The 19,814-nt window shown below is 64.0% G+C and carries 21 protein-coding genes and 3 pseudogenes; 13 read left to right on the top strand and 11 right to left on the bottom strand.

Annotated elements, in window-relative coordinates:
• The first annotated feature begins 11 nt into the window (after positions 1-11).
• Positions 12-491, top strand: coding sequence for a DUF6644 family protein (locus ACRQ5J_RS18225; protein WP_432378647.1), 480 nt, complete (start codon positions 12-14; stop codon positions 489-491).
• Between the two features lie 10 nt (positions 492-501).
• Positions 502-972 carry a DUF6644 family protein gene (locus ACRQ5J_RS18220; RefSeq protein WP_432378645.1) on the top strand — a complete coding sequence of 157 codons (471 nt, stop codon included), beginning with the start codon at positions 502-504 and terminating at the stop codon, positions 970-972.
• On the opposite strand, the gene ACRQ5J_RS18215 is transcribed toward ACRQ5J_RS18220, so the two are convergent.
• Entirely contained in the window at positions 969-1,109 is a 141-nt protein-coding gene (locus ACRQ5J_RS18215; protein ID WP_432378643.1) for a hypothetical protein, read from the bottom strand. The genes ACRQ5J_RS18220 and ACRQ5J_RS18215 overlap by 4 nt on opposite strands.
• Before the next feature lie 104 nt (positions 1,110-1,213).
• Between ACRQ5J_RS18215 and ACRQ5J_RS18210 the strand changes: the two are divergent.
• Positions 1,214-2,079, top strand: a pseudogene (locus ACRQ5J_RS18210) (dipeptidase).
• Here ACRQ5J_RS18210 and ACRQ5J_RS18205 read toward each other — a convergent pair.
• Positions 2,076-2,530, bottom strand: a pseudogene (locus ACRQ5J_RS18205) (RrF2 family transcriptional regulator). The pseudogenes ACRQ5J_RS18210 and ACRQ5J_RS18205 sit on opposite strands and share 4 nt — an antisense overlap.
• A gap of 79 nt (positions 2,531-2,609) precedes the next feature.
• Here ACRQ5J_RS18205 and ACRQ5J_RS18200 point away from each other — a divergent pair.
• Positions 2,610-2,867, top strand: coding sequence for a hypothetical protein (locus ACRQ5J_RS18200; RefSeq protein WP_432378641.1), 258 nt, complete (start codon positions 2,610-2,612; stop codon positions 2,865-2,867).
• A gap of 254 nt (positions 2,868-3,121) precedes the next feature.
• Here the strand turns inward: ACRQ5J_RS18200 and ACRQ5J_RS18195 are convergent, their stop codons facing one another.
• Entirely contained in the window at positions 3,122-4,306 is a 1,185-nt protein-coding gene (locus ACRQ5J_RS18195; protein ID WP_432378639.1) for a multidrug effflux MFS transporter, read from the bottom strand.
• A gap of 149 nt (positions 4,307-4,455) precedes the next feature.
• Here ACRQ5J_RS18195 and epsC point away from each other — a divergent pair, with 149 nt between their 5' ends.
• Positions 4,456-5,379 carry a serine O-acetyltransferase EpsC gene (gene epsC, locus ACRQ5J_RS18190; RefSeq protein ID WP_432378638.1) on the top strand — a complete coding sequence of 308 codons (924 nt, stop codon included), beginning with the start codon at positions 4,456-4,458 and terminating at the stop codon, positions 5,377-5,379.
• Here the strand turns inward: epsC and ACRQ5J_RS18185 are convergent.
• Together ACRQ5J_RS18185 and ACRQ5J_RS18180 are read right to left on the bottom strand one after the other, a co-directional pair.
• Entirely contained in the window at positions 5,376-5,813 is a 438-nt protein-coding gene (locus ACRQ5J_RS18185) for a hypothetical protein (protein WP_432378636.1), read from the bottom strand. The two genes, epsC and ACRQ5J_RS18185, sit on opposite strands and share 4 nt — an antisense overlap.
• Before the next feature lie 9 nt (positions 5,814-5,822).
• Positions 5,823-6,653, bottom strand: coding sequence for a hypothetical protein (locus ACRQ5J_RS18180; protein WP_432378634.1), 831 nt, complete (start codon positions 6,651-6,653; stop codon positions 5,823-5,825).
• 114 nt (positions 6,654-6,767) lie between these two features.
• Between ACRQ5J_RS18180 and ACRQ5J_RS18175 the strand changes: the two genes are divergently transcribed.
• A complete protein-coding gene (locus tag ACRQ5J_RS18175) occupies positions 6,768-6,998 on the top strand; it encodes a hypothetical protein (RefSeq protein WP_432378632.1) in 231 nt (76 codons plus the stop codon).
• Here the strand turns inward: ACRQ5J_RS18175 and ACRQ5J_RS18170 are convergent.
• Genes ACRQ5J_RS18170 through ACRQ5J_RS18145 form a run of 6 tightly spaced genes read right to left on the bottom strand, consistent with a single transcriptional unit; the run spans position 6,975 to position 12,514 of the window.
• Positions 6,975-7,667 carry a hypothetical protein gene (locus ACRQ5J_RS18170; RefSeq protein WP_432378630.1) on the bottom strand — a complete coding sequence of 231 codons (693 nt, stop codon included), beginning with the start codon at positions 7,665-7,667 and terminating at the stop codon, positions 6,975-6,977. The two genes, ACRQ5J_RS18175 and ACRQ5J_RS18170, sit on opposite strands and share 24 nt — an antisense overlap.
• Positions 7,664-9,004: an LLM class flavin-dependent oxidoreductase gene (locus tag ACRQ5J_RS18165; RefSeq protein WP_432378628.1), complete on the bottom strand. Its 1,341-nt coding sequence runs from the start codon at positions 9,002-9,004 to the stop codon at positions 7,664-7,666. The genes ACRQ5J_RS18170 and ACRQ5J_RS18165 overlap by 4 nt, the downstream gene beginning before the upstream one ends.
• The gene (locus tag ACRQ5J_RS18160; protein WP_432378626.1) at positions 9,004-9,816 is read right to left on the bottom strand and encodes a MetQ/NlpA family ABC transporter substrate-binding protein; all 813 of its coding nucleotides are present in this window, start codon (positions 9,814-9,816) and stop codon (positions 9,004-9,006) included. Before ACRQ5J_RS18160 ends, ACRQ5J_RS18165 begins: the two co-directional genes overlap by 1 nt.
• A 14-nt stretch (positions 9,817-9,830) precedes the next feature.
• A complete protein-coding gene (locus tag ACRQ5J_RS18155) occupies positions 9,831-10,523 on the bottom strand; it encodes a methionine ABC transporter permease (protein ID WP_432378624.1) in 693 nt (230 codons plus the stop codon).
• Positions 10,516-11,316 carry a methionine ABC transporter ATP-binding protein gene (locus ACRQ5J_RS18150; RefSeq protein WP_432378622.1) on the bottom strand — a complete coding sequence of 267 codons (801 nt, stop codon included), beginning with the start codon at positions 11,314-11,316 and terminating at the stop codon, positions 10,516-10,518. The genes ACRQ5J_RS18155 and ACRQ5J_RS18150 overlap by 8 nt, the downstream gene beginning before the upstream one ends.
• Before the next feature lies 1 nt (position 11,317).
• Positions 11,318-12,514, bottom strand: a complete 1,197-nt coding sequence (locus ACRQ5J_RS18145) for an acyl-CoA dehydrogenase family protein (RefSeq protein ID WP_432378620.1) — start codon at positions 12,512-12,514, stop codon at positions 11,318-11,320.
• A 194-nt stretch (positions 12,515-12,708) separates the two neighbouring features.
• On the opposite strand from ACRQ5J_RS18145, the gene ssuE reads away from it, so the two are divergent.
• The 7 genes and pseudogenes from ssuE (at position 12,709) to ACRQ5J_RS18110 (ending at position 19,741) form a co-directional block, all read left to right on the top strand.
• Positions 12,709-13,296 carry an NADPH-dependent FMN reductase gene (ssuE, locus tag ACRQ5J_RS18140; RefSeq protein WP_432378619.1) on the top strand — a complete coding sequence of 196 codons (588 nt, stop codon included), beginning with the start codon at positions 12,709-12,711 and terminating at the stop codon, positions 13,294-13,296.
• 9 nt (positions 13,297-13,305) lie between these two features.
• The gene (locus ACRQ5J_RS18135) at positions 13,306-14,289 is read left to right on the top strand and encodes a sulfonate ABC transporter substrate-binding protein (protein ID WP_432378617.1); all 984 of its coding nucleotides are present in this window, start codon (positions 13,306-13,308) and stop codon (positions 14,287-14,289) included.
• A 15-nt stretch (positions 14,290-14,304) separates the two neighbouring features.
• Positions 14,305-15,450, top strand: coding sequence for an FMNH2-dependent alkanesulfonate monooxygenase (ssuD, locus tag ACRQ5J_RS18130; RefSeq protein ID WP_432383681.1), 1,146 nt, complete (start codon positions 14,305-14,307; stop codon positions 15,448-15,450).
• Between the two features lies 1 nt (position 15,451).
• Positions 15,452-16,222: an aliphatic sulfonate ABC transporter permease SsuC gene (ssuC, locus tag ACRQ5J_RS18125; protein ID WP_432378615.1), complete on the top strand. Its 771-nt coding sequence runs from the start codon at positions 15,452-15,454 to the stop codon at positions 16,220-16,222.
• Positions 16,223-16,231: 9 nt separating this feature from the next.
• Entirely contained in the window at positions 16,232-17,044 is an 813-nt protein-coding gene (locus tag ACRQ5J_RS18120) for an ATP-binding cassette domain-containing protein (protein ID WP_432378614.1), read from the top strand.
• A gap of 272 nt (positions 17,045-17,316) precedes the next feature.
• Entirely contained in the window at positions 17,317-17,883 is a 567-nt protein-coding gene (locus ACRQ5J_RS18115; protein ID WP_432378612.1) for a YceI family protein, read from the top strand.
• An 89-nt stretch (positions 17,884-17,972) separates the two neighbouring features.
• Positions 17,973-19,741, top strand: a pseudogene (locus ACRQ5J_RS18110) (amidohydrolase).
• The last annotated feature ends 73 nt before the right edge of the window (positions 19,742-19,814 follow it).

The following is a 19,814-nucleotide window of genomic DNA, read 5'->3' as shown; positions in this document are numbered from 1 at the left end:
GGCCATGCCTGTTGGCGTTTTTTGACAGCCTGGCTGCGCTGCCGGTCAGCCAGAGCATCGGGGAATCATTGAATTTGTTCAATGCGCTGGATGTGGTACATGTCGTTGGCGTATTGCTGCTCGCGGGCAGCATCGCGGTGGTGGACTTGCGCTTGCTTGGACTGGTATTTCCCGAGGTCGGGCTCGACACGCTGCAAAAGCAAGTGCTGCCGCTCACCATACTCGGCGCCTTGCTCGCCATCCCCAGCGGTATCGGCCTGTTTTTGCCGCAAGCCGGCAGGATATGGGAGAACCCGGTATTGCAGGCCAAGGCCTTGTTGCTGGTATTGGCGGCGCTGAATATCGGCTACTGGCACTACAACTTTTCACGCCACGCGCAATGGCGCAGCGCGCCGGCGCTGCCGTGGCAAGCCAGGTTCGCCGGGGCGTCCTCGCTGCTGCTGTGGGCAGCGACGCTGGTCGCCGGCCGCCTGATCGCTTTCTACATTTGAGGAGCTTGCGATGTCCGTTCCTACGCATCCGGCCGCCATCGAATGGCTGGCGCACACTTCGGTCGCCCATGCTTTCAATGAAGCCGACCCCTGGATTTTCGCCGGCGTCATGAGCCTGCACCTGCTTAGTCTGGCGCTGGCCTTCGGCGCCTCCTTGATCCTCGATTTGCGGCTGGCCGGCATCGGCTTGCGGGCCAGTCCGCCGGCCGATATCGCGCGCTATCTGCGCCCTTACTTGCTCACCGCGTTGAGCATCGCCTTGCTCAGCGGCCTGTGGCTATTCGTCGCCGATGTATTGAAATTCTGGTCGAACCCGGTGTTTAAAACCAAGCTGGTGCTGCTGATCGTCATTATCTTGGCGCAGACCTGGCTGCTGCAACGGGCGAAGAATGGCGCGGCGCCCGCGCGCCCGATCGCCGTGCTCACGCTGCTGACGTGGCTGGCCGCGATTGTCGCCGGCCGTTTGATTGGCTTGATTTAAGGCATGCAATGAACAAGAAACTCCTGGGCGCCTTGATCGCCGGCCTGCTGTTTGCGGCATATGCGGGCGCCGCGAATACCGATCTGCCGGAACAGGCGCGGCAAATTCACCAGCGCATTGTTGCCTTCGATAGCCATGTCGATCTGCCGTTCGATTATCCGGGCGCGGCGGCGGACGGCAACACGCAGATCGACCTGCCCAAAGCGGCACGCGGCCAGTTGAAGGGCGCGTCGCTGGCGGTATCATACCGCAGGGGCCGCGCACCGCAGAGGGCTACGCCAGGGCGCGCGAGGACGCCGAGAAAAAGTACCAACTGGTCAAGGCCTTCGCCGAGGCCAACCCGGACAAGGCGGCGCTGGCCTACACGCCGGCGGACGTGCAACGCATCGCCGGGCAGGGCAAGTTCGCCGTGCTGATCAGCGTGTTGAACGCCTATCCGCTCGGTGAAGACGTGGGCCAGATCGATGCCTGGTATCGGCGCGGTGTGCGTGTGCTCGGCTATACTCACGCGGGCAACAACGCATGGTCGGACTCATCCCGCCCCGTCAAAACCCTCAACGACAGGCCGGATGAACACGGCGGGCTGTCGGCGCTGGGCAAGCAGGGCGTGGCGCGCTTGAACGAACTGGGCATCCTGATCGACGTCTCGCAACTGACCACGCCGGCGCTGAAACAGGTGCTGGCGCTGAGCCGGGCGCCGGTGGTCGCCAGCCACTCCGGTCTTAAAGCCATCGTGGACGCGCCGCGCAATCTCAGCGATGAGGAACTGGACTTGATCAGGCGGAATGGCGGAGTGGTGCAGGTGGTGGCGTTCAGCAACTATCTGCGTACGCCGCCGGAGGGCGTGAAGGCTGGTCCGGCGACGCTGGCGCAATTTGTCGATGCCATTGCGTATGCAGTCAAGCGTATCGGTATCGATCACGTCGGCATCGCCTCGGACTTCAATCACGGCGGCGGCGTCGACGGCTGGCAAAACGAGGGGAGGCGCAAAACGTCACCGCCGAACTGCTGCGGCGCGGCTACACCGGGCAGGATATCGCCAAGTTGTGGGGTGGAAACTTTCTGCGCGCGCTGGGCGAGGCGCAACAGCGCGCCAGCAGCCGCTAGCCGACCGATCTGCGCATGATGCGCACCGGCTTGGTCTGGTTGTGGACCGGATCGGCCGGCAGCATGTCGGCCAGCGTTTGCTGGTCCAGCACGGCCAGGAAGGCGCGGGTGGCGTCGTTCAGCGTGTGCTTCAGCTTGCAGTCGTTGGTCAGCGGGCAGGTGTCGACGGCGCGGTCGAAGCATTCCGCCATGAAGAAGTCAGTCTCGGTCGAGCGCACCAGCGCGCCGATGTTGATGTCCTTGGGTTCCTTGCCCAGCCGCAAGCCACCGTTGCGCCCGCGCACCGTCTCTACCAGGCCGGCCTGGCCGAGCTGGTACACCACCTTCATTAGATGGTTTTTTGATATCACGTGCAGGTCGGCGATATCCTGGATGGTGACCAGGCGATCACGGTTGGCCGCCAGGTAGAGCAGCGTGCGCAGCGAGTAGTCGGTAAAGAGGTAAGACGCATGCGTCTATTTTACGTTAACTTGCGTACTGACGCATATGGCCGCTCGCCGGCACACTGCCGGGTAACCGAAGGAGGAAACATGGATAACGAAGATGCACGCCGCCAGTTCATCAGCGAATTGTGGCAGCGTTTCGAGCAATTGCAGGCCTGGGCCGAGGAGAATTGGCCGGACAAGGACAATCCGTTGTCGAGCGCGGATTTTGTCGAGTCGCGCAAGGAGATACTGGGCTTGCGCAATCCGGCGCAGGCGCCGGGCCGCGCACGGCTGTTGAATGAGCCGGAGCCGGAGCAGGGCGGGGCGCAGTATGTTGATCTTAATCCGGCGCCGTGGCCGTAAGTTGGGACTCGCCGTCATTCGCGCGCACCCCGTCATTCGCGCGTACCCCGTAATTGCCGCGTACCCCGTCATTCCCGCGAAGGCGGGAATCCATGGCACCCCTGAATAGCAAATTTAGCCGTCATTCCCGCGAAGGCGGGAATCCATGGCACCCCCGAATAGCAAATTCAGCCGTCATTCCCGCGAAGGCGGGAATCCATAGCACGCCCGAATAGCAAATTCAGTATGGGTTCCCGCCTTCGCGGGAACGACGGTTAGTCGTGCACTACCGGCTTGCCGATCAGCGCAAGCATCCACGCAACCAGGCTAACGATCAGCGTGGCCAGCACGCCCCACGCCAGCTTCAGCGCGCTGTCGAACAGCAGCGGCGCCACCAGCCCCGACACCAGCGCAAACAGCAGCATCTGAATAAACGACTGCATCGACGACGCCAGCCCGCTATTGTTCGGGAAGTAAGCCAGCGCGATCAGCGACAGCGGCGTCATGGCCAGCGCCAGGCCGAAGGAGTAAATAAACAGCGGCATCACCGCCCACGGCACCGCAGCCGTAAACATGGCGTTATACACCACGTTGATCACACCCGCGCCGATCATGATGGCAAAGCCCATCCATACCTGCGCATTGCGCGAGAAGCGGTGCGCGAACTTGCCGGACAGCGCAGAGCCGACCACCATGCCGCTAATCAGCGGCACGAACATCCACGCGAACGCGGTTTCCGGCAAATGCAGGATGTTCATCACAAAGTAAGCGGCGGAACCGATATACAGCGCCACACCGGCAAAGCTCATGCCCACGGCCACCGCCAGCAGCAGGAAGTGGTGGTGGCACAGCACCTTCCAGTAGTTTTTGGCGATCACGCCCGGATGGAAAGGATGGCGGTCCTTGACCGGCAGGCTTTCCGGCAGCGCGCGATACACCGACACAAACATCAGCACACCGAAGGCGGCCAGGAACCAGAAGATCGAGCGCCAGCCGAAGCCCACTTGCAGCCAGCCGCCCAGCACCGGCGCGATGGCCGGCGCCAGGCCGAACACCATCATGATATGCGACAGGATTTTCTGCGCCTGCACGCCGTCGAAGCGGTCCAGCACAATCGCGCGGCCCACCACCGAACCGGCGCCCGCGGCCAGACCCTGCACGATGCGGCAGGCCAGCAGCACGCCGATCGACGGCGCCATGGCCGCCACCACCGAGGCGGCGATGTAGGCCACCAGCGACACCAGAATCACCGGCCGGCGGCCGAAGGAATCCGACAGCGTGCCGTAAAACAGCATCATGAACGCGAAGCAGAACAGGAACATCGACAGCGTCTGCTGCACCACCAGCGGGCTGGCGTCGAACGCCTGGGTGATGGCGGGGAAGGATGGCAGGTAGGTATCGATGGCCAGCGGTCCGACCATGGAAAGGCCTGCCAGCAGCAGCGTCAGCAAAATGTTCATGAATAGCGTATTGTTCGTTGGACCCGGCATTTTACGCGATATGCGCTTGCCGTATAAGAAAGCCTGAAAACCTTCGTTTGCTTGCAAGGAGGAAGTGGCTATGCTGCACCGTGGGCGACTGCGCCCCAGTTTTTCGACTTCGAGACATCATGACAAGAGACATCTTTGACGGCACCTCCGTCAAGCCATCGCACTGGAACCTGGCCAGCGTGATCGAGCAGTTGCGCGTATCGCGCGAAGCCACCCACAACATCCGCCACCATGGGCGCGTGCGCGAACTGCCGTCGCGCGAGGCGTTGACCATCATCGTCAACGGCCTGCAGGCGGCACTGTTCCCCACCCACTACGGGCGGCCCAACCTGACCGACGAGAGCATCGACTTCTTCGTCGGCGACACGCTCAACACCACCTTGAACCGCCTGGCCGAGCAGGTGCGGCGCGGCCTGCAATTCTCGGCCGAGGAGGCGATTCCGGACGAGGAGGCGCTGTCCGGGCAGGCGCACGAAATCACGCGCCAGTTCGCGGCCAGTCTGCCGGAGGTGCGCGCGCTGCTCGTCTCGGACGTGCAGGCCGCGTTCTCCGGCGACCCGGCGGCCACCTCGGTGGCGGAAATCATGCTGTGCTATCCGGGCACCATCGCCATCCTGTACTACCGGCTGGCGCACAGCCTGCACCGGCTTGGCTCGCCGTTCCTGGCGCGGTTGATTTCGGACATCGCCCACTCGCTGACGGGTATCGACATCCACCCGGCGGCGCAGATCGGCGCCAGCTTCTTCATCGACCACGGCACCGGCGTGGTGATCGGCGAAACCGCCATCATCGGCCAGCGCGTGCGTCTGTACCAGCACGTGACGCTCGGCGCCAAGCGCTTCCCGGCCGACGAGCAGGGCGTGTTGATCAAGGGCGTGCCGCGCCACCCGATCGTCGAGGACGACGTGGTGATCTACGCCGGCGCGACGATCCTTGGCCGCATCACCATCGGCGCCGGCTCCACCATCGGCGGCAATGTGTGGCTGACGCAAAGCGTGCCGCCGGCCAGCAGCGTGTCGCAGGCGCAGATGCGCAACGACTAGGCCTTGGCCTTCCTGGCCTTGGCGGTCTGCTCGCCCTTGACGGCGCTTTGCAGGTTTTTCAGCGCGGCGGCAATGCCGCCGGCGCTGCCGGTCGGGATGATCGCCGCCAATCCGATCATCGCCGTCACCACGGTGATGGCGCGGGTGATGTTGTCGATGGTCTTGATCGCATCCCTGGCCTGGCCGGTGGCCTCGAGCAGATCGGCCACGCTTTGCCCGGCGTCCTCGATGATGACGCCGACCGCGCGCGTCACCAGGTCGCTGGCCACGTTCAGCAGCGTCACTTCCAGCGATTGCAGCGTGGCGCGGTCCGGCTCGGGTATCCTGGCCCAGTTGTCCGGAGCGTAGAGATAGTCGCCCAGCGCAGTCGAGGCGCCGCGAAATTGCGCCGACAGTTTCAGCGCGTCGTCAGCAGAAAGCGTGATGTTGCTCATGTGCGCTCCTTAGAGTGCGCGCACCGCGTTGTAGGCGGCGCGGATTTGTTTGGTGTAGCGTTTCAGGTCGGCCAGCAGCTGCTGGTTGTCGATATGCTCGCGGCCGTCGTACAGCGCCTGGTGCGCGGCGGCGATCCGTTGCAGCGACGCGATGTAGAGCGGGATGGCTTTCTCGCGTTCGTCGAACTGCGCGTTGGCGGCATTCAGGCCGGCCCACGCCAGTTCGGCGGCCACCGGCTCGCGGTTGTTGTCGCGCGCCTGCGCGTGCAGCGCGCGGTAGTAGCGGTTGGCGTTGGCGCGCTCGATCTTGAGCGACGCGTCGAAGGCCTGCATCGACTGCACCAGGCTGGCCAGCACCGCCTGGATAGGCTGGTTGGCGTCGGCGATGACCTTTTTCAGTTCGCGGTGCCGGTAGCCGTTCAGCGCGGCGTCGGTCAGCAGCTTGCCGATGGCGCGCGCCGGCGCGGCATTGGCCTCGCTCAGGTGGTCGGCCTTGACGGCAGCGTCCACCAGCCCATCGACTTCCTCGGCGCCGGTCGGGATGTCGTCGCCGGCCAGTTCCGCCACCGTCGCCATGTAGGCCGCCACGGTCTTGTGGTACACCTGTAGCTGCGCCGCCTGCGGCAGGCGTTGCTGGTACTCGGCGTCGAGCCGGGCACGCTGCTGGGCGTCGGCCTCCATGGTGTAAGTCTTGTTCACCAGCGGACTGCGGGCATAGTCGTCGCTGAGCCGCGTATAGCCGGCGCTGAGCGATGAAATCTGTCCGAACTCCCGCACCGCCTGCAAATTGGCGCAGCCGCTGAGCAGCGCGGCAAGCGCGCACACCGTAAGAAAGCGCATGGCAATCCTTCTAATCGTGGAAAAATGCCATAAAGGATACTACAAATAACAATGGTTCCAAGCACTGCATGCCATTTTGTATAATTTGCGCATCGTTTACTTTTGAAGCACAAAATGCAAATTGCGACTATGTTGAGCTTGGCTGGTTCGGTAACGTGCGTCGGCGTCTTCATCGGCCGCAAGAACTGGATACTGGCGCTGGCCTTTGTCTGCTCCATCGCCTACACGGTTCTGGCGCAAGTGGTCAGCGTGCCGCAGATTCCCGGCATCGTCGTGCAGGCCTTGCCGTTCCTGTTCCTGGCGCTGGTGGTCTACGAGGTGCTACAAAAGCTGGTCATGAAGTGACATGCGGCGCAGGCCCAGCCGGTCCAGTTGCTGGCTGAATTCCGCCGACGGCGGGTTAAGCAATATGCCGTAGGGATCGCGCGACGTATCTTTTTTAAACAGCAGCGTGAAGCCGTCGCCCTCCATGCGCACGCCGCACAGCCTGCGCTTCCAGCGCCGATTCGATACGCCGTCGATAATCCTGGCGTAGGCGATTTCGTCGTCGAAGACCTGGTACTCCGCACCGAAAGGTACGGACTTGGCGGCGGAAGACAGCAGGCGCCTGGTGGTTTGCCTCGCCAGCCAGCCCAGAAACGCGACCTGGCGCCGTTTCAGGCGGTACTCCTGCCGCTTGAACCAGTAGGCCAGCGCAGTCAGGACGACAAAGTAGGCGATGAATATGTAATCCAGCCGGTAGCCCTGATACAGCAAGCCGCCGTTGATGGTGAACAGCAGCCCGACCAGCGTGCCGCACAGCGCGATCAGGCCGACGATCAGCATTCCTTTGCGGTGGGGCTTTGGCAGGCGTTTCATTACGGCGCCCATGCTGCGCCGGTGCGCCTGCCTTTCCCGCGCGCGGCAGAGCGCCAAAACGGCCGCCCTGATCCGCGCAAATTCGTCGCTGTCGATATCTGCGCTCAGGCGCAGCCGGGGTTCCGCTTCAGGTGGTGGGTTTGCTTTTTTGATCATGCATGAATGATATCGCTTTCTGGCGCGGCGTGTAGTTTTTCACGCAGCGTGCCGTGGCTGTAGTCGATGCGGTAGCGGCCGCGCCGCTGTAACTCGGGAACGATCAGGTCCACCACATCGCGCATGCTCTCGTGCGACAGCGCGTAGGCGAGGTTGAAGCCGTCGATGCCGGTATCGTCCTGCCATTGCGCCAGCTGGTCGGCCACCTGCCGCGGATCGCCGACCAGCACCGGTCCGCGTCCGCCGAGGCCAATGAATTCGGCCGCCTCGCGCACCGTCCATGTGCGGTGCGGGTCCGCCGCGCTGAAGGAGGCCAGCGCCGAACGGCCGGCGTCGGAGTCGATGTATTCGATGGTGGCGTCCAGCGAAAACCTGCTGAAGTCAACGCCGGTCCAGCCGGACAGCAGTGCCAGCGCGGCTTCGATGTCGATATGGCGCTTGTAGTCCTCGTGTTTGGCGCGCGCTTCGGCTTCGGTCGGCGCGGTGACGATCAGCGCCTGTGCGTAGATTTTCAGATCGTCGCCATCGCGTCCGGCGGCCCGCACGGCGGCGCGCAGTTCGTCCGCATACTTCTTCACCACCTTGATGCTTGGGCCGCTGACGAAGGTGCATTCGGCGTGGCGGGCCGCGAACGCGGTGCCGCGCGGCGAGGTGCCGGCCTGGTACAGCACCGGCGTCCGCTGCGGCGAGGGTTCGCACAGGTGAAAGCCCGGCACCTTGAAGTATTTGCCTTTGTGCCGGATCGGGTGGATGCGCGACGGCTCGGCGTAGACGCCGCGCTGCTTGTCGTTGACCACCGCGTCCCCGTCCCAGCTTTGCTCCCACAGCTTGTGCACCACTTCCATGTATTCGTCTGCCAGGTCGTAGCGTTCGTCGTGACTCAGTTGCCGGTCGAGGCCAAGATTGCGCGCGGCGCTGTCCAGATAACCGGTGACGATGTTCCAGCCGATGCGCCCGCGCGTCAGGTGGTCCAGCGTCGACATGCGGCGCGCAAAGGTGTACGGGTGCTCATACGTCAACGCGCAGGTGACGCCGAAGCCGAGGTGCCTGGTGACTTGCGCCATCAGCGGCACCAGCGCCAGCGGATCGTTCAGCGGCGCCTGCACCGCGTGGCGCAAGGCCGCGTCGGCGCTGCCCTGATAGACATCGTAGGCGCCCAGCACGTCGGCCAGGAAGATGGCGTCAAAGCGGCCGCGCTCCAGCAGCTGCGCCAGTTCGGTCCAGTAGTCCGGGTCCGTGTAGCGGTGCGCCTCGGCGCGCGGGTGCGTCCACAGTCCGGGCGACTGGTGGCTCACCGTGTTCATGTGGAAGGCGTTGAAGCGTATCGGCTTGGGCATTACTTTTCCAGCGCGAGCTGGTAGTCGGTCTTGGCGTAGTCCGCGAAGTGCTTGTTGGTGATGGCGAGGAATTCGCGCGAGCGGTACGCCGCCGCGATGTCCCTGGCGAACTGCTTGTCCTTGTCCGCCGTGCGCACCGCCACCAGGTTGGCGTAGGCCGGCGAGATTTTTTCGGTAATCAGCGCGTCCTTCAGCTTGAGGCCCGAGGCCTGCGCGTAGTTGCCGTTGATGAAGGCATAGTCGGCGTCCTGCAGGGAGCGTGGCAGCTGGGCCGCTTCCAGCGGCAGCAGCTTGATTTTCTTGAGGTTGACGGCGACATCGCGCTCCGAAGCTTTCAGCGGATCGGTTTTCTCTTTCAGCTTGATCCAGCCCTGTTGATCCATCAGCACCAGCGCGCGCGCCTGGTTGGTCGGGTCGTTCGGCAGGGCGATGCTGGTGCCTTCCTTGATGTTGGCCAGCGTTTTGTGCTTTTTGCTGTAGAGCGCAATCGGGGCGGTCGGAATCTTGATCAGCTCCGACAGCGCCAGCTTGTGGTCGGCCGAGAACTTGTTCAGGTAAATGATGTGCTGGAAGACGTTGGCGTCGAGCGAGCCTTCGGCCAGCGCGAAGTTGGGCTGGATGTAGTCATTGAACTCAATGATCTTGACCTTGTAGCCCTGCTTTTCCAGAATCGGCTTGATGCCGATCTTGAGCTGGTCGGCGTAAGGCCCGGCGCTGGTGCCGATGACGAGTTCTTTCGGGTCCTTGGCGTAAGCGGTGAGGCTGACGGCGGCGGCCAGTGCGGCTACCAGAACGGTGCGGCGAGTATTCATGTGATTCCTTGTTGTTAGCGTTTATCCAGGCGTTTGGCGACGCGGTTGCCGGTGATCTGGATGGCCTGCACCATGACGATCAGGATGGTGACCGTGAAGACCATGATGTCTGTTTCGTAGCGGTAGTAGCCGTAGCGGATGGCGAGATCGCCGATACCGCCGCCGCCAACCACACCGGCGACGGCGGTGTAGGAGAGGAAGCTGATGGCCAGCACGGTCAGCGCCAGCACCAGGCCCGATCGCGCCTCCAGCAGCAGCACGCGCACGATGATCTGAAATTCCGAGGCGCCCATCGCATGCGCCGCTTCGATGACGCCCTTGGGCACCTCGCGCAGATTCTGCTCGACCAGCCGCGCGAAGTAGGGGATGGCGGCGAACGACAGCGGCACGGCTGCCGCCAGCGGCCCGATCGACGTGCCGGCGATGGTGCGCGTGAACGGCCCCAGTACCACCAGCAAAATGATGAACGGGAACGAGCGGATCACGTTGACCACCCAGCCGACGACCAGCGCGGCCGGCCGGTTGCGCAGCGACTGGCCATCGCCCACCAGAAACAGCAGAATCCCCAGCGGTCCGCCGATGACGATGGCGGAGGTCAGGCCGATGCCGAGCATCAGCAAGGTCTGGCCGAAGGCGTCCCAGATTTCCGGCGCCATCTCGTTGATGTTGTTAAAGGACGCGCCGAAGTGCGAGAGGAATTCAGACATGGGCGGCCTCCTGGTGCGCGGTGATGGCGGCCAGCGCCTTGGCGGCGCGGACGGCGGCGGTCAGCTCGCGGCCCAGCGCGGTCTGGCGCGGCGCGGCCAGGCTGGCTGCATCGTCCAGCGCGAATTCTTCGGCCACCGCGCCGTTTTCGATGACCGCCACCCGCTTGCAGATTTCGCCAATCACGTCCAGCTCATGGCTGACGATGACGATGGTGACGTTGAGCCGCTGGTTGATGTCCTTCAGCGTCGCCAGCAGCGAGCGTGTGGTTTCGGAATCCAGCGCGGATGTCGGCTCGTCGCACAGCAGCACCGCCGGCTTGCTGGCCAGCGCGCGCGCGATCGCCACGCGCTGTTTCTGGCCGCCCGACAGTTGTGCCGGGTAGCTGTCCGCCTTGTCGGCCAGGCCTACCAGCTCCAGGCAATCGGCCACGCGCGCGGCGATCTGCTCCCTGGCCTGGCCGCCGTGGATATGCAGCGGGAAGGCGACGTTATCGGCCACGCTGGCGTTTTGCAGCAGGTTGAACTGCTGGAAGATCATGCCGATGTTGGCGCGCGCATCGCGCAGGTCGCGCTTCGACAGCGAGGTCAGTTCGCGGCCATCGACGGTGATGGCGCCGCTGTCCGGACGCTCCAGCAGGTTAATCAGGCGTAGCAGCGTGGATTTGCCGGCGCCGCTTTTGCCGATCAGGCCATAGATATCGCCCTTGGCCACGTTCAGCGAGACGTCGCGCACCGCGTGGAAGGCATCGAAGGATTTGCTCGCATGCTCGATGCGAATCAACGGAGTAGTCATTTCAGGAGTAAGCAGTAGGTTCAGGCAGCGTGCCGTCGAGCGCATGGCGTCCGAGGTCGCGGATCTTGTAGTCGACCGGATCGTGCAGCGTATGCACGCGCGCATTGCGCCAGAAACGGTCGAAGCCATATTTGGCGGAGGTGGAACGGGCGCCGGTCAGCTCGAAGATTTCGCTGCTGACCTCCACCCCGGCGCGGTGCGCCAGCACCTTGGCCTCGGCCACGGCCAGCGCCAGTTCGCCGCGCTGCTGCGCGGTGACGGCGGCGCCCAGGCGAAACAGGCGCTCCAGTTCTTCGGCCGCGTGGTCGGCCAGCACGGCGGCAGGGCGCAGCTTGAGCCGCAACTGGCCGACACGATGCTGGATCAGCGGATCGTCGCCAGCCTTGCCGACGCCCGAGGCGAACCACGGCCGCGCTTCCGCCGCGATGTAGCCGCGCGCCGCCTCGAACGCGCCTTCGCCGATGCCGAGGTAAAGATTGGCCATGATCAGCTGCGCCACCTGCGAACGCAAGGTGGCCTGCGCGGTCGGCCTGGCGCCGGGCGCTTGCAGCACCTGCGTCGACGGCAGCGACACCTGATGGAATTGCACATTGCCGCTGTCGGTCTGTTTCTGGCCGAAGGCGTCCCAATCCGCCTGCACCGCCACGCCGTGCTGGCGCGTCGGCACCACGCCGATCAGCGCCGACTGCGTCTCCGCGTGCCAGGCCGAGATGGTGAGCCAGTCCGAGCCCACGGAGCCGGACGAAAAACTCTTCACGCCGTCGAGCTGGAAGCCATAGTCGGCATCGGTGGCGATGGTGCGCTGGTCGAGTGGATTAAGGGCGTTGCCCCAAAAGAGATCCTGTTCCACCGTCTGCGTCAGGAAGCGGCGCTGCTGCTGCGCGCTGCCATACAGCTGTATGCCCGCCAGTTGCAGGTGGTGGAAGCCGAAGACGTGGGCCAGCGCGCTGTCGGCGCGGGCCAGGATGCGTATGGCCTGATACACCGTGGGCCAGTCGGCGCCCTGGCCGCCATAAGCGGCGGGAATGGACAGGGTGAGCAGGCCGGACTCGCGTATCCACGCGCGCTCCTGCGCCGCGTGGCCGCCGGCCTGGTCGCGCGCGTTGGCGGTGGCCGCCAGGCGCCGCGCCAGTTCGGCGGCGACGTGTAGCGGATCGCCGGCACGGTCGTGCGGCGTTTTGAGCAGGGCATGAGACATGGTATGTCCACTGGATGGTATCGGTCTTGCTAGTATGCAGACCACCTCGGACCCAGTACACGAAGAATTCCGGCTTTCCTTATGCGAAAAAATCATGCTATGGATTTTGCATATCGAAGCGTAAAACAATTCGTTCTGAATCGGGAGGTGCGGATTTATGCTGAACGCCACGATCAAATCTGGGGACTTACACCATGAGCATTCTTCTCGTCAGCGGCAGCCCGGCCGCGCCATCGAGCACCGGCCGCTTGCTGGATCACGTCGGCGACAAGCTGGCGGCGCTGGGCCATCGTCACAGCAAGCTGCAAGTGCGCGACCTGCCGGCGAAAGCCCTGCTGCACGCCGACTTCGCCGACCTGTCGCTGAAGCGCGCGATCGGCGCGGTGGCCGAGGCGGAGGCGATCGTGATTGCCACGCCGGTATATAAAGCTTCCTACACCGGCCTGCTGAAAGCCTTCCTCGATTTGCTGCCGCAGGATGGACTGAAGGACAAGCTGGTGCTGCCGCTGGCAACCGGCGGCAGCCAGTCGCACATGCTGGCGCTGGACTATGCGCTGCGGCCCGTGTTGCAGGCGCTGGACGCGCGCCAGGTGTTCACCAGTGTTTACGCCACCTCGCAGCAGCTGGCGTGGAGTGACGTCAGCGGCCTGACGGTCGATCCGGCCATCGCCTGGCGGGTGCAGGCGGGCGTGGACGCGCTGTCCTCGGCGCTGCACGCGCTGCGCCGCCAACCCGACGACGTATTTGTGCCGCAGGTGCAGCCTGTGCGCCTGGCCCGCTAAGGAGAATTGATGAGTATCGATCAGAAACGCGCTGCGCGCCGCCATACCCTCGGCCTGTTGTTCGCCGCCGGCGTGATGGCCGCCAGCAGTTCGGCGCCGGTGCAGGCGCAGGCCAGGCGGGAAGTCCGCATCGGCTACCAGAAGTACGGCACGCTGACATTGCTGAAAGGGCGCGGCACGCTGGAGCAGCGCCTGGCCTCGCACAATATCGGCGTTAAATGGACCGAGTTCCCGGCCGGCCCGCAACTGCTGGAAGGCCTGAACGTCGGCAGCGTGGACTTTGGCACCGTCGGCGAAGCGCCGCCGATCTTTGCGCAGGCGGCCGGCGCCAACCTGGTTTATGTCGGCAACGAGCCGCCATCGCCGGGCAGCGAGGCGATTGTCGTGCCCAGGGATTCCAGGCTGCGCACCGTGGCTGACCTGAAGGGCAAGAAGGTGGCGCTGAACAAAGGCTCCAATGTGCACTACCTGCTGGTGAAGGCGCTGGAGAAGGCCGGCGTCGACTACAAGGATATCAACGTGGTCTACCTGCCGCCGGCCGACGCCCGCGCGGCCTTCGAGCGCGGCGCGGTCGACGCCTGGGTGATCTGGGACCCATTCCTGGCCGCCGCCGAAAGGCAGATCAATGCCCGCGTGCTGGCCGACGGCAAAGGGCTGGTGGCCAATCACCAGTTCTATCTGGCCGCGCGTCCTTACGCCGAAAAGAACGGCGACATCGTCCGCATCGTGCTGGAGGAAATCGCCAAGGTCGATGACTGGGGCGCGAAGAATCCGCAGGAGGTGTCGCAGATCCTGGCCGCGCAGACCGGCCTTTCGGTGGACGTGGTGGCGCTGGCCGCCTCGCGCTACAGCTATGGCGTCAAGCCGATTAGCAGGGAAGTGCTGGAACAGCAGCAGAAGCTGGCCGACACTTTCGCCAACCTGAAACTGATCCCGAAACCGATCTCGGTCAAGGATGCGCTGCTGCCGGCCAAACAGCTGGCGGCGCAATAAGGAAATACGATGTCCCTGAATTTGTTCTGGTTTATTCCGACGCATGGCGACAGCCGCTACCTGGGCACGTCCAAAGGCGCACGGCCGATCGACGCCAACTACCTGAAACAGGTGGCGGTGGCGGCCGATACGCTGGGCTACGACGGCGTGCTGCTGCCGACCGGCCGTTCCTGCGAGGATGCTTGGGTGGTCGCCTCGTCGCTGATCCACGTCACGCAAAAGCTCAAGTTCCTGGTGGCGATCCGCCCCGGCCTGACCACGCCCGGACTGGCGGTGCGCATGGCCTCGACCTTCGACCGCCTGTCGAACGGCCGCCTGCTGATCAATGTTGTCACCGGCGGCGATCAGGGCGAGCTGGAAGCGGACGGGCTGTTTGCCGACCACGCCAAACGCTACGAGATTTCGGATGAATTCATCCGCGTGTGGCGCGCCTCGCTGGCGGGCGAGGGCGGCGAGAACGGCTACGATTTCGAAGGCAAGCATATCACCGTCAAGGGCGCAAAGACGCTGTACCCGCCGGTGCAGAAGCCGTATCCGCCGCTGTATTTCGGCGGCTCGTCGGAGCCGGCGCACGAGCTGGCGGCCGAACAGATGGACGTCTACCTGACCTGGGGCGAACCGCCGGCGGCGGTGGCGGCCAAGCTGGAGGATATCCGCGCGCGCGCCGCAAGGCACGGCCGCACGGTCAAATTTGGCATCCGCCTGCACGTCATCGTGCGCGAGACCAACGAGGAGGCGTGGCGCGCCGCCGATGAGCTGATCAGCCACCTGGACGACGACACCATCGCCAAGGCGCAGGCGGCGTTCGCCAAAATGGATTCGGTAGGACAGCAACGAATGGCAGCTTTGCACGGTGGCCGCCGTGACAAGCTCGAAGTATCCCCCAACCTTTGGGCCGGCGTGGGACTGGTGCGTGGTGGCGCCGGAACCGCGCTGGTGGGGGACCCCGACACCGTGGCCGCGCGCATCCGCGAGTACGCCGGCCTGGGTATCGAGACCTTTATCTTCTCGGGCTATCCGCACCTGGAAGAATCGTACCGCTTCGCGGAGCTGGTGTTCCCGCTGCTGGGCAAGGGCAAGGACCACGGCGAGCAATCGCTGACCGGCCCGTTCGGCGAGATCATGGCCAGCGATATCGTGCCAAAGAAGAAGGCTGCATAAGATGAGCAAAGCGAAACCGCGCCACAGCGCGTGGACTCCGTGGGTGTTGCCGGTGCTGCTGATCGCGGCCTGGCAGCTGTCGTCGCAACTGGGCTGGCTGTCCAGCCGCATCCTGCCCGAACCGTGGGCGGTGGCCAAGGCCTTCTGGTCGCTGGCCGAATCGGGCGAGCTGTGGACGCATTTGCGCACCAGCCTGTGGCGCGCGGTCAGCGGCTTTGCCATCGGCGCCGGCCTGGGCCTGGCGCTTGGCCTGCTGACCGGCAGCTTCCGCGGCGCCGAGACGGCGCTCGACACCACGCTGCAAATGATCCGCAACATTCCGGCGCTGGCGCTGATTCCGCTGGTGATCCTGTGGTTCGGCATCGACGAAACGGCCAAGCTGTTCCTGCTGGCGGTGGGCGTGTTCTTCCCGGTGTATCTGAACACCTTCCACGGCATCCGCTCGGCGGACCAGGGGCTGATTGAAATGGCGCGCAGCTACGGCTTGTCCGGCTGGCCGCTGTACCGCGATGTGATTCTGCCGGCCGCGCTGCCGTCGATCCTGGTCGGCGTACGCTTCTCGCTTGGCCTGGTGTGGGTGCTGCTGATTGTGGCGGAGACGATTTCCGCCCAGGCCGGCATCGGCTACATGACCATGAACGCCCGCGAATTCCTGCAGACCGATGTGGTGCTGGTCGGCATTCTGCTGTATGCCTTGCTGGGCAAGGCGGCCGATCTGGTGTCGCGCGCGATGGAGAAGCATTTCCTGCGCTGGAACCCGGCCTACCGTTAAGGAGAACCCATGTTTATTTCGACCGCTTTATTCGATACCGGCGCCTTGCCGCGCGAGAGCGCGACCTGGACTTCGGCGCAGCCGCCGCGCCGGCAGGGCGTTGCGCTCAATCTGGACGGCGTCGGCAAGGCCTTCGGCCCGCGCCAGGTGCTGCATGATGTGGACCTGAATTTGCAGCCGGGCGAGTTTGTCGCCATTGTCGGCCGCAGCGGTTGCGGCAAGAGCACGCTGCTGCGCGCTGTCGCCGGGCTGGAGACGGTGGAGCAGGGCAGCGTCCGGGTAGGGAACGGCAGCATCGCGGCCAGCATCCGCATCATGTTCCAGGAGGCCCGTCTGCTGCCGTGGAAAACGGTGCTGGAGAATGTGGCGATCGGCTTGCCGCGCTCGCTGAACGCGGCGGCGGCCACGCTGGCGACCGTTGGCCTGGCCGAGCGCGCCGATGACTGGCCGGCCGAGTTGTCCGGCGGTCAGCGGCAGCGGGTGGCGCTGGCGCGCGCGCTGCTGCATGAGCCGCAGTTGCTGCTGCTCGACGAGCCGCTGGGGGCGCTCGATGCGTTGACTCGGATCGAGATGCAGCAGTTGATCGAATCGTTGTGGCTGGCGCGCGGCTTTACCGCCGTGCTGGTCACGCATGATGTGCAGGAGGCGCTGGCGCTGGCCGATCGCGTGGTGCTGATCGAGGAGGGCCGGATTACGCTGGATATGAAGGTTGAATTGCCGCGCCCGCGCGCGCGCGGCAACGCGGCGTTTGCGGCGCTGGAGCAGCGCTTGTTGGGCCGCATCCTCAATCAGACCGCTGTCGCGCCGGCCATCGCGGCCTGATTCGCTCAGTATGGGTCCCGGCCTGCGCCGGGACGACGTAGCCGTCGTTCCGGCGCAGGCCGGAACCCATGGAAGCTTTACTCCGCCGGGTAATCACCCGACCCGCCTTTCGGCAGATCCCCTCCCGCCAGCCATTCCGCTATGATAACCGCACACACATGATCGATTTTATCGATAGTAAAGCGGTAAATTTTTCGTTTTACAACTTTAGGTGTGGCGAGCATAATCGTCCTCACTCGAACAATCTTGTTCCCCACATTAGGAGTTTCTAAATGAAAAAAATTGTTGCCCTGCTGATCGCCGCTGGTTTGTCGATGTCCGCCTTTGCCGCGCCTGAAAGCTACTCGTCGGATGAACACCACACCTTCTCCAGCTTCAGCTACAGCCACCTGGGTTTCTCGACCCAGCAAAGCCGCTTCAACAACACCAAAGCCAAGTTCACCATCGACCGCGCCGCCAAGACCGGTTCGGTGGAAGCCACGATCGACGCCAAATCGGTCGACACCGGCTCGAAGCTGTTCGACCAGCACATCCAGGGCGAGCAATTCCTGGACACCGCCAAGTACCCGACCATCACCTACAAGTCGACCAAGGTCAACTTCAAAGGCGACGTGCCAGCCACCGTCGAAGGCAACCTGACCGTCAAGGGCGTGACCAAGCCGGTCACCCTGACCATCACCCACTTCAAGTGCGCTGAACACCCGATGGCCAAGAAACAGGCTTGCGGCGCCAACGCTACCGCGACCATCAAGCGCACCGAGTTCAACGCCGGCGCTTACGCCCCGAACGTGGGCGACGACGTGACCCTGACCTTCGCCATCGAAGCACTGAAAGACTAATTCAAGAGAACTGAGCTCGCCTCAATTCTCTGACACGCTGCCGGCGCGGCACACTCACCGCGCCGGCATTTTTTTATCCAGGAGTAGTTATGAAATTGAAGCAGCTTGCATGCGCGGCGGCGGTCGCCTGCGCGTTCTCCGCGCACCTCGCGCACGCCACCGACCTGATCATCACCAACGGCAAGGTCGCCACCATGACCAGGGAGGGCGCGTTCGCACAAGCCCTGGCCATCAAGGACGGCAAGATCGAAGCCGTGGGCAGCACCGCCCAGATCCTCAAGCTCAAGTCCGCCAACACGCAAGTGATCGACGCCGCCGGCAAGACCGTCATTCCCGGCCTGAACGACTCGCACCTGCACATCATCCGCGAAGGCCTGAACTACAACGCCGAGCTGCGCTGGGATGGCGTCACGTCGCTGAAGCAAGCGCTGCAAATGCTCAAGGAGCAGGCCGCGCGCACGCCGGAGGGCGAATGGGTCAAGGTGGTCGGCGGCTGGAATGAGTTCCAGTTCGAGGAAAACGCCTGCCGACGCTGGAAGAAATCAACGCTGCGGTGCCGGACAAGCCGGTCTTCATCCTCTACCTGTACGGCCTGGGCTTCCTGAACCAGAAGGGCATCGCCACGCTGGGCTACGATGCCAACACCAAATTCAAGGATGGCGTGGTCGAGCTGGGCGCCGACGGCAAGCCAACCGGCAAGCTGATCGCCAAGCCGAACGCCGCCATCCTGTACGGCACGCTGGCCAAGACCAATGTGCTGTCGCGCGAGCAGCAACTGAACTCGACGCAGCAGTATTACACCGAACTGAACCGGCTGGGCCTGACCAGCGCGATCGACGCCGGCGGCGGCGGCCAGGCTTATCCGGACGACTATGCCGTCAGCCTGGAACTGGCCAGGAACGGCAAGCTGACCGTGCGCACCTCCTACTACCTGTTCGCGCAAAAGCCGGGCAAGGAACTGGAAGACTACCAGCGCTGGCTGACCCAGACCAAACCGGACAAGAACGACCACCTGTTCTACGCCAACGGCTACAACACCGAGGGCGGCGGCGAGAACCTGGTGTGGAGCGCGGCCGACTTTGAAAACTTCCTGGAGCCGCGTCCGGATATGCCGTCGCATATGGAAAGCGAACTGGAGCCAGTGCTGCGTCTGCTGATCAAGAACCGCTGGCCGTTCCGCATCCACGCAACCTACGACGAGAGCATCGACCGCGACCTGGCGGTGATCGAGAAAGTCAATAAGGACACGCCGCTGAACGGCCTGCGCTGGTTCTTCGACCACGCCGAAACCATCAGCGACAGGCAACTGGCGCGCGTGAAGGCGCTGGGCGGCGGCATCGCCGTGCAAAACCGCATGTATTTCCAGGGCGAACTCTACTGGAAGCAGTACGGCGAGCAGGCGCGCCAGATGCCGCCGATCAAGAAGATGCTGGAGATGAAGATTCCGGTCGGCCTCGGCACCGATGGCACGCGCGTGTCGAGCTATGGCCCGTGGCCGTCGATCTACTGGGCGGTCAGCGGCAAGACCGCCGGCGGCCTGCAGATCTGGCAGCAGAAGGATGTCCTGAGCCGCTACCAGGCGCTGAAGCTGATGACCCAGGGCAGCGCCTGGATGAGCGGCGAAGAGAAGCTCAAGGGCACGCTGGCCAAAGGCCAGTACGCCGACGTCGTGATCTTGCCGCAGGACTATTTCACGATGGATGTCGAGAAGATCAGGAACCTCGAATCGAGCCTGACCATCGTCAACGGCAAGGTCGTCTATGCCGCCCCGGAGTATCAGCAATACGCGCCGGCCAAGCTGGACGTGCTGCCGGACTGGAGCCCCGTGAAGTACTACGGCGGCTATCAGAACAAGTAAGTTCCCGGTCCGGGAGGCTGCCGCCGCAAAAAAATTCGCAATGATAGGAGGCTGACATTGACTTTGTGCGAGG

This window comes from Duganella sp. P38 (genome assembly GCF_050859475.1).
In the GTDB taxonomy this organism is placed as follows: domain Bacteria; phylum Pseudomonadota; class Gammaproteobacteria; order Burkholderiales; family Burkholderiaceae_D; genus Rugamonas.
This window is presented reverse-complemented; position numbering and strand designations above follow the sequence as displayed.